Raw genomic sequence first — 12,623 nt, 5'->3', positions numbered from 1 at the left:
GGCCAGCGGATGGACATGGTGCCATTATGCCCAGTCCCGGGTGCGAAGAATGGGCATGTCCCCCTGGCGCGAACAGGTCCAGGCTCCGTCCACCCCGTTACCCCGAGGAACCGGCGAAAATGACCACTAGTTCCGGGAAAGTGCGTCCAGCAGCCGCGCGCAGCGGATAAAGCCCAGGTGCGAATACGCCTGCGGATGGTTGCCCAAATGAGTTTCGGTGCCCGGGTCGTACTCCTCGGGCAGCAGGCCGGTGGGCCCGAACAGGTTCACCAGCTGGTCGAACAGGTCCCAGGCCTCCTCGATCCGGCCAACCGCCACATAGGCCTCGATCAGCCACGTCGTGCAGATGTGGAAGCCGCCCTCCAGACCCGGCAGACCGTCGTCGTACCGGTACCGGTACCGGAACACCGTGGGACCCACCCGCAATTCCCGTTCCACCGCCGTGACGGTGTCCAGAAAGCGCTGGTCGCTGACATCCAGCACGCCGGAGAGCCCGATGTGCAGCACCGCGGCGTCGAGGTCCGGGCTGTCGTAGGCGACCGCGTACGACGACGCCCCGGCGTCCCAGCCCTCGCGCAGGACCTCGAGGGCACGGGCTATCGCGGCGCTGGCCAGCGGGAGGGATTCGCTGGAACTGCCTTCAGCGGAGCACAGTGTTCCGCCGTCGTTGCAGGCCACGAGCAGCGCTGGCGTCCGGACCAGGATTTTGAGTTCGGCCAGCAGCTGCGGGGTCAGCCCGTCGTCGGCCGCATTGGTTTGCACGAAAGCGCGGCCAACGGCATAAAATGTTCTTTTTTGCCCTTTACGGTTCTATATTGTTCGTATATGGTTGATTATCATGTGAGTTGACTCACAGCACCCGTTGATTTCAAAGGAGAAACCATGACCATGCATGAAGACGCGCTGCGGAGGGCTTCCAGCCATGGCGGATGGGACCGCCGGACGCTGCTGAAGACCCTGGGTGTGGGCGCCGTCGCGATGGCGGGAGTTCCGCTGCTGGCAGCCTGCACCGGCGGCAGCGCACCGGCCGCCAGCGGCGCCGCCAAGACACTGACCTTCGGTTCCGGTTCCTCGGATGAAGTTCCCAAGAACGCCTACAAGGCCCTCACGGACGCCTTTGAGAAGAAGTCCGGCGTCAAGACCACCACCAATGTTGTGCCGCACAACGACTTCCAGAACAAGATCAACACCTACCTTCAGGGCAGCCCCGACGACACCTTCACCTGGTTCGCCGGGTACCGGATGCAGTACTACGCAGACAAGGGACTGCTCGCCCCGATCGACGATGTCTGGGAGAAGATCGGCGGCAACTACTCCGATGCCCTGAAGAAGGCGTCCAAGGGTTCAGACGGGAAGATGTACCTGGTCCCGAACTACAACTACCCCTGGGGCTTCTTCTACCGCAAGAGCCTCTGGGCCGAGAAGGGCTACCAGGTCCCGAAGACCTTCGATGAGCTCACTACGCTGTCGAAGAAAATGCAGGGCGACGGCCTGATCCCCATCGAATTCGCGGACAAAGACGGCTGGCCCGCCATGGGCACCTTCGACTACCTGAACATGCGGCTCAACGGCTACCAGTTCCACATGGACCTCACCGCCCACAAGGAAAGCTGGGACCAGAAGAAGGTCAGCGACGTCTTCGACACCTGGAAGGAACTGCTGCCGTACCAGAACCCCAATGCGCTCGGCATGACGTGGCAGGACTCGGCCAAAAACCTGGGCGACAAGAAGTCCGGCATGTACCTGCTCGGATCCTTCCTTACCCAGCAGTACACGGACAAGACGGTCGCGGACGACATTGACTTCTTCCCGTTCCCGGAGATCGCGATGGAAGGCCAGGACGCAATCGAAGCCCCCATCGACGGGCTGCTGCTGTCCAAGAAGGGCGGCCAGAACCCGGCCGCCAAGGACTTCCTCGCCTACCTCGGCACCCCGGAGGGACAGGACGTCTACGCATCCGTCGACTCGGCGAATATCGCCACCGCCAAAGGCTCAGACACCTCCAAGTTCTCGCCGTTGAACAAGAAGATGGCTGACGCCATCAGCAACGCCAAGAGCATCAGCCAGTTCTTTGACCGCGACGCACTCCCGGCCATGGCCAACAACGTGATGATTCCGGCCCTGCAGTCCTTCATCAAGGACGGCACCGTGGATGTCAAGAACCTGGAAGCCCAGGCCAAATCGCTCTACGCCGCCCAGTAGCAGCAAGCGATATCGAGCAAGGAATCTCTAGTGAGCACAACAAGTGATACAACCGCTGCCGGGGCACGACGCACCACACGCGCCCCGGCAGGGCGGGTCCGGCGGATGACCCGCCGGGACAAATGGGTACTCAGTTTTATGGTGGGGATTCCCACCCTGATCCAGCTGGTCCTGGTCTGGATCCCCACGCTGCTCTCGGCAGCCTTGTCCTTCACCCGGTGGAACGGGCTCAGCCTGAGCGACATCAAGGGCGCAGGGGTGGACAACTACCAGTTCATCGCCAACGACTACCCGCCGTTCTGGCCCGCCGTCCAGAACAATGTGCTGTGGCTGGTCTTCCTGGCGCTCATCGCTACACCCCTTGGCCTGCTGCTCGCCATCCTGCTCGATCAGAACATCCGCGGCAGCAAGATCTACCAGAGCATCTTCTTTACCCCCGTCATGCTGTCGCTGGCCTTGATCGGCGTCATCTGGCAACTGTTCTACAACCGGGACAGCGGGCTGCTGAACTTCCTGCTTGGCACCGCCGGCACCCCGCAGGCGGTCGACTGGTTCGGTGACTCCAGCGTTAACATCTGGGCGGCGCTCATCGCGGCCACGTGGCGCCATGCCGGCTACGTTATGATCCTGTACCTGGCCGGGCTCAAGGGCGTTGACCCCACCCTGCGGGAGGCGGCCCAGATCGACGGCGCCAACGCGGTCCAGACTTTCTTCCGCGTCATCTTCCCGGCCATGCGGCCCGTCAACGTGATCATCATCGTCATCACGGTGATCGAATCACTGCGCGCGTTCGACATTGTCTACGTCATCAACCGCGGCACCAACGGCCTGGAACTTATCAGCGCCCTCGTCATCCAGAACCTCGTCGGCGAAGGCCAGGTGATCGGCGTCGGCTCCGCCCTCGCCGTTGTCCTACTGATCATTTCGCTGGTCCCCATCACCTTCTACCTGTCCCGGGCCTTCGGAAAGGACAAAGAGGCATGAGCATCATCAAGCCAGCCCCTGCCGCGGCGGCGGGCAAAAACGCCGCCGCCAGGCAGCGGACCGGGACCGGCTCCGGCTCCGGCGGCAAGGCCCGGGGTCCGGCGAAGCGGCACTTCGGCATCCATATCTTCCTGATCGTGATGGCAGCCATGTGGCTGGTGCCGCTGGGCTGGACGATCTTTACGTCGTTGCGGCCCAAGGCCGACACGGACAAGTACGGGTACTTCAGCTTTGGCGGCTCCTTCAACTTCGACAACTTCGTCGGGGCCTGGACCCGGGGCGGGTTCGCACAATATGCCTGGAACTCGGTGCTGATCACCGTCCCTTCGGTCATCCTGATTTTGTTCTTCGCCTCGATGATGGCCTTCGCCGTAAGCCGGGTCGCCTGGAAGTTCAACGTCACCCTGCTGATCATGTTTACCGCCGGCAACCTCCTCCCGCCCCAGGTCCTCGCGGCTCCCCTGTTCCAGATGTTCAAGCAGCTTGAACTCCCGTACAGCATCAGCGATTCCGGAAACCTCCTCAATACCTATATCAGCGTCATCGCCGTGGACACGGCCTTCCAGATCGGTTTCGTCACGTTCGTCCTCTCCAACTACATGAAGGCGCTCTCCTCCGAACTGACGGAGGCCGCACTGGTGGACGGCGCCGGCATCTGGCGGCAGTACTGGGAGATCATTCTCCCGCTCTGCAGGCCCGCACTGGCCGCAATGGGCACGCTCGAGGTCATTTTCATCTACAACGATTTCTTCTGGCCGCTGCTCTTCATCCAGAGCGGTGACCGGCTCCCGCTCACCACCGCGGTGAACAACCTTCAGGGCCAGTTCCTCTCGGATTACAACTTGATCGCCGCAGGCGCCATGATCACGGCCATCCCTGCCCTCATCATTTACCTGCTCCTGCAGCGGCACTTCGTGGCCGGCCTGACGCTCGGCTCCAGCAAAGGATAAACGTGGACTTCAACTCCAACCAGAACCACAACTTCATGGACTACATCACCGCCCGCCTGGGATCCGAGGGCTCCCCCATGCTGGCGTTCGGCGGGGATTACAACCCGGAGCAGTGGCCGGAAGAAACCTGGGATGAGGACGTCCGGCTCATGCGCGAGGCCGGCGTCAACCTGGTCAGCGTCGGCATCTTCAGCTGGTCCCTGCTGGAACCATCCGAGGGCGTCTACGAGTTCGGCTGGCTGGACCGCGTGCTGGACCTGCTGCACGCCAACGGGATCCGGGTTGACCTGGCCAACGCCACTGCCTCGCCGCCGCCGTGGTTCAGCCACAAGTACCCCGGGTCCCTCCCGGTGACGGCCGACGGCGTGCGCCACAGCTATGGCTCACGGCAGGCCTTTGCCGCCTCCAGCCCGGACTACCGCCGGGCTGCGGCCGCCCTGACAGAGCAGATTGCGATGCGGTACAAGGACCACCCCGCCGTGGTCATGTGGCATGTGCACAACGAGTACGGCTGCCACAACCAGCCGGACTTTTCCGACGGCGCCGCAGCCGGCTTCCGGACGTGGCTGGAAAACCGCTACGGGACGATCGAGGCCCTGAACGACGCCTGGGGCACCGCGTTCTGGTCCCAGCGCTACTATGCGTGGGAGGAGATCCTGCCGCCGCGGACCTCGGGCACCTGGGTCAATCCCACCCAGCAGCTGGATTTCGCCCGGTACTCCTCGGACGAACTGCTGGAGTGCTACAAGGCCGAGGCTGCAATCATCCGCGCCCACTCCGGGCATCCGGTCACCACAAACTTCATGGGCTTCAACATGGGCCTGCACCAGCCCGTGGACTACTGGCGCTGGGCCGAACAGATGGACGTGGTGTCCAACGACCACTATCTGATCGCGGAAGACCCCCGGAACTTCCAGGAGCTCGCAGCAACGGCGGACCTCACCCGCGGCTGGGCGCAGGGCCGGCCCTGGCTGCTGATGGAGCACTCCACGTCTGCGGTTAACTGGCAGCCTCGCAACATCGCCAAGGCACCCGGGGAAATGCTGCGCAATTCGATGCAGCATGTTGCCCGCGGCGCGGACGGCGCACTCTTTTTCCAGTGGCGGGCCTCCCGGGCCGGCGCGGAGAAGTTCCACTCCGGGATGCTGCCGCACGGTGGCACCGATACCAAGGTGTGGCGGGAAGTCGTCCAGCTGGGTCAGGCGCTGCGCAGCCTGGCCGGGGTAGCCGGCTCCGTAGTGACCGGCGCGTCCGGCAGCGTCGACGTCGCCATCGTCCATGACACCGACGCCCGCTGGGCGTCGGAACTGGATTCACACCCGAGCGTGGACGCGTCAAACATCGCCGAAACCCGGCGCTGGCACGATGCATTTTACCGTGCCGGCATCCCGACGGACTTCCGCCAGAGCACGGACAACCTCTCCGGCTACCGTCTTGTGGTGGTTCCGATGCAATACCTCCTCACAGATGCCGGGGTAGCGAACCTGGACGCCTATGTCAGATCCGGCGGCCACCTCGTCGTGACGTACTACTCGGGCATCGTGGACGAAAACGACCACATCCGCCTCGGCAGCTATCCCGGGGCTTTCAGTGAACTGCTGGGCGTGCGGATGGAAGAGTTCTTCCCGCTGCGGGCAGGAGAATCGGTCCCGCTCAGCGCTTTCGGCGCCGGTTCCTGTTGGAGCGAACTCGGCCGGGTGACCACCGCCGAGGTGCTCGCCCAGGTGCAGGAAGGCCCGGTCGCCGGTTCCCCGGCGGTGACCCGCAACCACGCCGGCAAGGGCCGCGCCTACTACGTGGCCACGTCCTTGTCAGCGGAAGGACTTGCCGGGTTCCTCCCCGAAGTGTGCGCCGATGCGGCGGTGGAGCCTCTGGTGCCCGATCTTCCGGCCAACGTGGAGGTGGTCCGGCGCAGCCGGGATGGGACGGACTGGACGTTCTGCATCAACCACGGCATGGACGACGTCCGGCTGCCCCTTTCGGGTGTAGAACTTATCAGCGGCGGGGACGTCGACGGCGGCCTCCGCCTGGCAGCCGGCGCCGTCGCGGTGGTCCGCTCCCGCGGTCCGCTTTCCACCCGCCAGTCAATTCAGTAAGGACGAAAAATGCTAGCCGCAGCCCGCCACTCAGCCATCGTCGCGGAGGTCCAGCGTGAACGGATCGTCCGCGTCACCGACCTCGCGAAGCTGCTCGGCGTGTCCCTCATGACCGTCCGGCGGGACATCGAGGCGCTGGACGCCGCGGGAACCCTCGAGAAGATCCACGGCGGGGCCAAGCTCCCGGGCGGGGCCGGCACCCACGAACCCGGCTTCGAGCTGAAGGTGACCCAGCTGCCGGAGGAAAAGATGGCGATCGCGCACGAGGCGGCCACCCAGGTGCGCGAGGGCATGGCGGTAGGCCTCAGCGCCGGCACCACCACCTGGGCGCTGGCGCAGCTGCTGTCCGTCGGGCCCCGGATCACCGTGGTGACCAACTCGGTGCGGATCGCCGATGTGTTCTATCAGGGGGCATCGCCGTCCACCGTCATCCTCACCGGCGGCCAGCGCACCCCCTCGGACGCCCTCGTGGGTCCGCTGGCGACCTCCGCCCTGAAGCAGCTGCACCTCGATGTGCTGTTCCTGGGCGTCCACGGCGTCGATTCTGCTGCCGGGTTCACCACCCCGAACGTGCTGGAGGCGGAAACGGACCGCGCCTTCGTGGCGGCAGCCCGCCGGGTGGTGGTGCTGGCCGACCACACCAAGTGGGGGACGCTGGGCATCAGCACCATTGCCAATCTGGAGGACGCGGATGAGCTCATCAGCGACGACGGGCTGGGCAGCGAAGCCCGGCGCATTCTCGGCGAGCGCGTGGGCCGGCTGCGGCTGGCCAGCACCGGGACTGCCAGAGCCACCAGCAGTGCCGCCGCCAGAGCCGCCACCGGCTGACCGGCCGCGCACCATATGAACCCGCTGCCAACCGCAAGCCTGGAGCTGCCGTGAACCACCCAAACCCGACCACCGTGTCCGAGCACGCCCCTCCTGAGGAGCTACCGCACGGACCGCTGTATTTGCGGCGCTCCGGCACCTCCGTACTGATCGACTTCAGCACCGGCGAGCCTGCTGTGCTGCACTTCGGCGCCGACCTTGGCCCGGATCTTCCGGACCTTTCGCTGCTGGCCGATCCTGTCGCCCCCTCGTCCTTGGACATTCCCGTGACGCTGGGCCTGATCCCGCAGGCTTCCTCCGGCTGGCGGGGACGTCCCGGCCTCCGCGGCCACCGGGGCGGCCAGGCGTTCTCCGCCCGGCTCCGGGTGGTGTCCGTGACGGCGGAGAACGGCACGATGCCGCCGGGAACCGTGCAGGACGGGACGGCGGAATGTTCGGCCGTGATCACGCAGTGGGACCCCGTGGCCCGGATCAGCGTCAGCACCGATATCAGGATCAACGACGGCGGGCTGCTGCAGCTCCGGCACAGCCTGCGCAACGAGGGTCCGGACAGCTACCGGGTCGAAGACCTGGCGGCGGTGCTGCCCGTGGGGCGTGCCGCAAAGGAAATCCTGGACCTGACGGGCCGCTGGTGCCGCGAGGCCCACCCGCAGCGGCTGCCGATGCGGCAGGGCACCTGGGTTCGCTCCGGCCGGCACGGACGCACGGGCCACGATTCCCCGCTGCTTCTCGCCGCGGGAACGCCGGGTTTCGGTAACCGGCACGGCCAGGTCTGGGCCGTGCACCTGGGCTGGAGCGGCAACCACGAGAATTTCGTCGAGACGATCGGCGACGGCCGCTCGATCATCGGGGCCTCGGAACTGCTGGGCTCCGCCGAGGTCACTCTGGACGCCGGTGCCCGCTACGAGACGCCGTGGCTTTTCGCTGCCTACTCGGACTCCGGGCTGGACGGCATCAGCGACGCGTTCTATGCGTGGTTCCGCGGACGCCCGCACCACCCCGGCCGCCGCTCGGGCAAGCCCCGCCCCGTGGTGCTGAATGTCTGGGAGGCGGTGTACTTCGACCACCGGCTGGACACCCTGCTGGAGCTGGCGGAATCCGCCGCCGGTCTCGGCGTCGAGCGTTTTGTCCTCGACGACGGCTGGTTCCGGGGCCGCCGCGACGACCGCGCCGGGCTCGGCGACTGGTACGTCGACGAACAGCTCTGGCCGGCGGGGCTCACCCCCCTGATCGACGCCGTCACCGCGCACGGCCTGGAATTCGGCCTGTGGGTCGAGCCGGAAATGGTCAACGAGGACTCTGACCTGGCCCGTGCGCACCCGGACTGGATCTCAGGCCCGGGACCGCGCACCCCGGGGCCTGCCATCCCCGGCGGGCTGCCGTGCCGGCTGCCGGAGCGCTGGCGGCACCAGCAGGTGCTGGACCTGGCCAACCCGGAGGCCTGGCAATACATTTTCGACCGGCTGGACTCGCTCCTGAGCGAGTACCGGATCAGCTACCTCAAATGGGACCAGAACCGGGACCTGGCAGAAATGGGCCACGAGGGAAGCCCGTCGGTCCATGCGCAGACGCTGGCAGTGTACCGGCTGCTGGATGAGCTGAGGAAGGCCCATCCGGGGGTCGAGATCGAGAGCTGCTCCTCCGGGGGCGGCCGCGTGGATCTGGGCATCCTGGAACGCACGGACCGGGTCTGGGCCTCGGACTGCAACGATGCGCTGGAACGCCAGACCATCCAGCGGTGGACCCAAGTGGTGGTGCCGCCGGAGCTCGTGGGATCCCACATCGGGCCCACCACCTCGCACACCACGGCACGCACCCACGAGCTGTCCTTCCGCGCCATCACGGCGATGTTCGGCCACTTCGGGCTGGAATGGGACCTCCGCCAGGTGCAGGGCGCCGAACGCGGCGAGCTGGCGGCCGCGATAGCGGCCTACAAGGAACACCGGGCGCTGCTGCACAGCGGCCGGATGGTGCGGGCCGATGAGCCGGATCCCGCCCTGATGCTGCACGGCGTCGTCTCCCACGACGGCTCCGAAGCGCTGTTCGCGCTGGTGTCGGTGGCGACGTCGTTCGCCGAAGTCCCGGGACGGGTGGCGCTGCCTGGGCTCTCGCCGGGGCGAAAATACCGGGTGCGGCTTGCTTACCCGGGAGCCGGGACCGGGCATACCTTCACCCAGATCGTCCCGCCCGCGTGGCTGGCGTCGGGTATTGAGGCGACCGGCCGTTTCCTGGCCGAATCCGGCCTGCCCATGCCGGTCCTGAACCCGGAACACGGCGTGTTGCTGCACGTCCGGGAAGTTTCTGCAGAAAGCGCTGCGGGCCGTTATGCGGATGCCGATCCCCCTGCCGACGCAGCCAGCGGTTCAGTTATCAACGCAGGGAAAGGCCACTAGCATGGCCAAAATCACCAAGCGGTCCTTTCAGCTCTCCGACGGCCGCGACATCATCTACTACGACGATGCGGATACGGCGCTGCCGCCGGAACGGTCCCCGGACCTGCGCGCGCCGGCGACCCGGCCGGCCACGGCAACCATGCGCCAGGACGTCCTGACCGGCGAATGGATTTCGGTGGCGTCGGCCCGGCAGAACCGCGTGGTCCTGCCCCCGGCTCATCTGGACCCGCTGGCGCCGGCCTCCGCGGAGAACCCCTCCGAAGTCCCCAGCCTTTACGATGTTGCGGTTTTCGAGAACAAATCACCATCATTCGGGCCGGACCTGGAGGGTCCGGACGCACCCGGGGGGCTCGATGATCTGTCCCGGATCGGGCTCGGCCGCCGGCTGCAGTCGGTGGGCCGGTGCGAGGTCGTGTGCTTCTCCCCCGAACACACCGGATCGCTCGCCGGAGTGTCGGTGTCCCGGATGCGGACCGTTGTGGAGGCCTGGGCGGACCGGACGGCGGCCCTTTCCGCCATGCCCGGCGTCCAGCAGGTGTTCCCCTTCGAGAACCGCGGAGAGGAGATCGGGGTGACGCTGCACCACCCGCACGGGCAGATCTACGCCTACCCCTTCATCACACCGCGTACCCAGCAACTCATCCGCTCGCTGGAGAGCTACGGCAGTTCACTCTTCGAGGACGTCCTCACCTTCGAGCAGAAGTCCGGGCGGGTGTTGCTCCAGGGCGAACACTGGACGGCCTTCGTCCCCTTCGCGGCGCGCTGGCCGCTGGAAGTCCATATCCTGCCGCACCGCCAGGTTCCCGATCTGGCAGCCACCAGCTCCGCGGAACGCGATGAGTTCGCCATGCTCTACGGCCGCCTGCTGCGCGGCGTGGATGCGCTGTATGCGACGCCCACGCCCTATATCGCCGCCTGGCACCAGGCCCCGGTCCGCGCCCACCGGGACGATATCCGGCTGATGCTCCAGCTGACCTCGCCCCGGCGCGAAGAAAACAAACTCAAGTACCTTGCCGGTTCGGAGGCGGCGATGGGCGCGTTCATCGCCGATATCCCGCCGGAAACCGCGGCCGCCCGACTCAAGGAAGCCATTCAGCCATGACCGGATCGTCACACCAGGATCTTCTGCAGCAGGGGACCGATTTCTTTGCCAGCGAGTTTGGTATCCAGCCGGCCGGCCTGTGGTCCGCGCCGGGCCGGGTCAACATCATCGGCGAGCACACGGACTATAACGACGGCTTCGCCTTTCCCATCGCCATCGACAAACGCACGGTCGTAGCGGCGCGCTGCCGCACGGACCGGACTCTCCGGGTCGCCAGCAGCGCCTACCCCGGAGTGGTGGAGACGAGCCTCGACGGGCTGGATCCCGGCTCCTTGACCGGCTGGTCCGCATACCCGCTGGGTGTGGTCTGGGCTCTCGCCCAGGCGGCCCCCGCAGCGGCCTTCACCGGCGTCGATCTGGCCCTCAGCTCGGACGTCCCGGCCGGGGCGGGACTGTCATCCTCGGCCGCCGTCGAATGCTCCGTGGCCCTGGCCTTGAACGAGCTGTGGAACCTCGGGCTGGGACGGCCGGAACTGGCCCGGATCGGCCAGCTGGCCGAGAACGTCGTCGTCGGGGCCCCAACCGGAATTATGGACCAGTCCGCCTCGCTGCTGGGCAAGCCGGACCACGGCATCCTGCTGGACTGCCGCACGCTGCAAACGGAAAGCGTCGCGCTCGGCTTCCGCGACGCCGGGCTCGGCCTGCTCGTCATCGATACCCGCACCAGCCACTCCCACGCCGACGGCGGGTACGCCAGCCGCCGCCGCTCGTGCGAGCAAGGAGCCCGCGTCCTGGGCGTCAAAGCGCTGCGGGACCTCGACGGGATAGACCTCCCCCGCGCAGCCAAGCTGCTGGACCAGCAGACCTTCCGCAGGGTCCGCCATATCGTGACCGAAAACCAACGGGTGCTGGACACCGTTGCCGCGTTGCGGACCGCCGGGCCGTCCGCAACCGGACCTTTCCTCAGCGCATCGCATGTGTCCATGCGTGACGACTTCGAAATCTCCACCCCGGAACTGGACCTTGCCGTCTCGTCCGCTCAGGATCTGGGGGCGCTCGGGGCACGCATGACCGGCGGCGGCTTCGGCGGAGCCGCCATCGCCCTGGTCCGGGACGGCGACGCCGATACGGTCGCGGCGGGAATTGCCCGGGAATTCTTCCGCGCCGGTTTCACCGCCCCTCACATCTTTCCGGTCAGCGCCTCGGCCGGTGCGCGCCGGGAACAGTGGCCTTCCTCCTGACTGTTCAAAGGACTCCGGCGCTGCCGGCGCCTGGAGCCGCGTCGGCGGCGGAATCCGGCCTCCATGAGTCGCCGCGTCGCAGTCAGACAGATCGTGCGAGGTCTCCATGGGCGGCGTCGACGTGCTGCTGCAGTGACACCCCGTCCTTGCCGGAGGCGAGCCAGAGGTCGTAGCCGATGCGCAAACAAAGCAGGGCGCCCGGGACGGCGACCCGCAAGATGCGGTTGTAGTCGTCGGCGCCGCGGGCAAACGCGCCGACTGCCGCCCGTTCCCAGCGGGCGTACTTGCAGAAAGACCGGTCCTGCAGGGCCGGGACCGTGTTGAGGATGGCCTGCCGCACGCGCAGCTCTTCACGGCGCGGCTCAAGGGTGGTCACGACGGCCCGGACGCCGGCGCGGGCCGCCGCCAGCGCTGACGCGGTGTCCTCCGCGCCGCGCATGCCGCCAAGGAACGCTGCGAGGAGCGCGTCATCCTCCGCAAAGAGCACGTCTTCCTTGACCCCGAAGTAGCGAAAGAACGTGCGGCGGGACGCTTGGGCATGTGCGGCGATATCGTCGACCGATACCGCGTCGAACCCGTGGTCCACGAATAGCCGTTGCGCTGTTTCGATCAGCGCGGTCCGCAATTGCTGTGCTCGCAGTTCCCGCAAACCACGGGGCGCCTTCGGGTCATTCATGTCCGCATAGTAGCACCGCAACACCATTCCATGGCATCACGGGCCTTCGGGCACCAACTGCCTATAGGCACTACTTAACTTGAGGCACTCAGTGCCTTTACCGTTGAATGGTAGCCGACCGTGAGTGGAACACTTTGACGAGCCGGATACTGTCCGGCGCTATTCCCGCCGGCGGTACACGCGGAGGACGGCTCCCGGCCCGGTCGGCTTC

The 12,623-nt window shown here is 66.5% G+C and carries 9 protein-coding genes and 1 pseudogene; 8 read left to right on the top strand and 2 right to left on the bottom strand.

Features of this window, described 5'->3' with window-relative positions:
- Positions 1-126: 126 nt before the first annotated feature.
- Positions 127-588, bottom strand: a pseudogene (locus RCH07_RS09645) (glycoside hydrolase family 15 protein); the annotation flags it as partial.
- Between the two features lie 294 nt (positions 589-882).
- Here RCH07_RS09645 and RCH07_RS09640 point away from each other — a divergent pair.
- From RCH07_RS09640 to galK, 8 genes are all read left to right on the top strand, one after another.
- Entirely contained in the window at positions 883-2,202 is a 1,320-nt protein-coding gene (locus RCH07_RS09640; protein ID WP_326967249.1) for an ABC transporter substrate-binding protein, read from the top strand.
- A gap of 105 nt (positions 2,203-2,307) precedes the next feature.
- Positions 2,308-3,186 carry a carbohydrate ABC transporter permease gene (locus RCH07_RS09635; RefSeq protein ID WP_442784801.1) on the top strand — a complete coding sequence of 293 codons (879 nt, stop codon included), beginning with the start codon at positions 2,308-2,310 and terminating at the stop codon, positions 3,184-3,186.
- The gene (locus RCH07_RS09630; protein WP_326967247.1) at positions 3,183-4,136 is read left to right on the top strand and encodes a carbohydrate ABC transporter permease; all 954 of its coding nucleotides are present in this window, start codon (positions 3,183-3,185) and stop codon (positions 4,134-4,136) included. The genes RCH07_RS09635 and RCH07_RS09630 overlap by 4 nt, the downstream gene beginning before the upstream one ends.
- Positions 4,137-4,138: 2 nt before the next feature.
- Positions 4,139-6,232, top strand: a complete 2,094-nt coding sequence (locus RCH07_RS09625; protein WP_326967246.1) for a beta-galactosidase — start codon at positions 4,139-4,141, stop codon at positions 6,230-6,232.
- 9 nt (positions 6,233-6,241) lie between these two features.
- Positions 6,242-7,060 (top strand): DeoR/GlpR family DNA-binding transcription regulator, encoded by an 819-nt coding sequence (locus RCH07_RS09620; protein WP_326967245.1) that lies wholly within the window; start codon positions 6,242-6,244, stop codon positions 7,058-7,060.
- A gap of 74 nt (positions 7,061-7,134) precedes the next feature.
- Positions 7,135-9,453, top strand: coding sequence for an alpha-galactosidase (locus tag RCH07_RS09615; RefSeq protein ID WP_326967283.1), 2,319 nt, complete (start codon positions 7,135-7,137; stop codon positions 9,451-9,453).
- Between the two features lies 1 nt (position 9,454).
- On the top strand, positions 9,455-10,555 hold the full coding sequence (galT, locus tag RCH07_RS09610; RefSeq protein WP_326967244.1) for a galactose-1-phosphate uridylyltransferase: 1,101 nt from the start codon (positions 9,455-9,457) through the stop codon (positions 10,553-10,555).
- The gene (galK, locus tag RCH07_RS09605; RefSeq protein ID WP_326967243.1) at positions 10,552-11,736 is read left to right on the top strand and encodes a galactokinase; all 1,185 of its coding nucleotides are present in this window, start codon (positions 10,552-10,554) and stop codon (positions 11,734-11,736) included. Before galT ends, galK begins: the two co-directional genes overlap by 4 nt.
- Positions 11,737-11,818: 82 nt before the next feature.
- Here galK and RCH07_RS09600 read toward each other — a convergent pair whose 3' ends face one another.
- A complete protein-coding gene (locus RCH07_RS09600) occupies positions 11,819-12,412 on the bottom strand; it encodes a TetR family transcriptional regulator (RefSeq protein ID WP_326967242.1) in 594 nt (197 codons plus the stop codon).
- Positions 12,413-12,623 lie beyond the last annotated feature (211 nt).

This window comes from Arthrobacter sp. CG_A4 (assembly GCF_035985125.1).
Classification (GTDB): Bacteria; Actinomycetota; Actinomycetes; order Actinomycetales; family Micrococcaceae; genus Arthrobacter.
The sequence above is the reverse complement of the archived record's forward strand: the minus strand, read 5'-3'. Positions and strand labels throughout refer to the sequence as shown.

Bases quoted from the DNA above. Each gene is read 5' to 3' on its own strand.
- RCH07_RS09640 (WP_326967249.1), top strand. From the start codon at position 883: ATGACCATGCATGAAGACGCGCTGCGGAGGGCTTCCAGCCATGGCGGA.
- RCH07_RS09635 (WP_442784801.1), top strand. From the start codon at position 2,308: ATGACCCGCCGGGACAAATGGGTACTCAGTTTTATGGTGGGGATTCCC.
- RCH07_RS09630 (WP_326967247.1), top strand. From the start codon at position 3,183: ATGAGCATCATCAAGCCAGCCCCTGCCGCGGCGGCGGGCAAAAACGCC.
- RCH07_RS09620 (WP_326967245.1), top strand. From the start codon at position 6,242: ATGCTAGCCGCAGCCCGCCACTCAGCCATCGTCGCGGAGGTCCAGCGT.
- galT (WP_326967244.1), top strand. From the start codon at position 9,455: ATGGCCAAAATCACCAAGCGGTCCTTTCAGCTCTCCGACGGCCGCGAC.
- galK (WP_326967243.1), top strand. From the start codon at position 10,552: ATGACCGGATCGTCACACCAGGATCTTCTGCAGCAGGGGACCGATTTC.
- RCH07_RS09600 (WP_326967242.1), bottom strand. From the start codon at position 12,412: ATGAATGACCCGAAGGCGCCCCGTGGTTTGCGGGAACTGCGAGCACAG.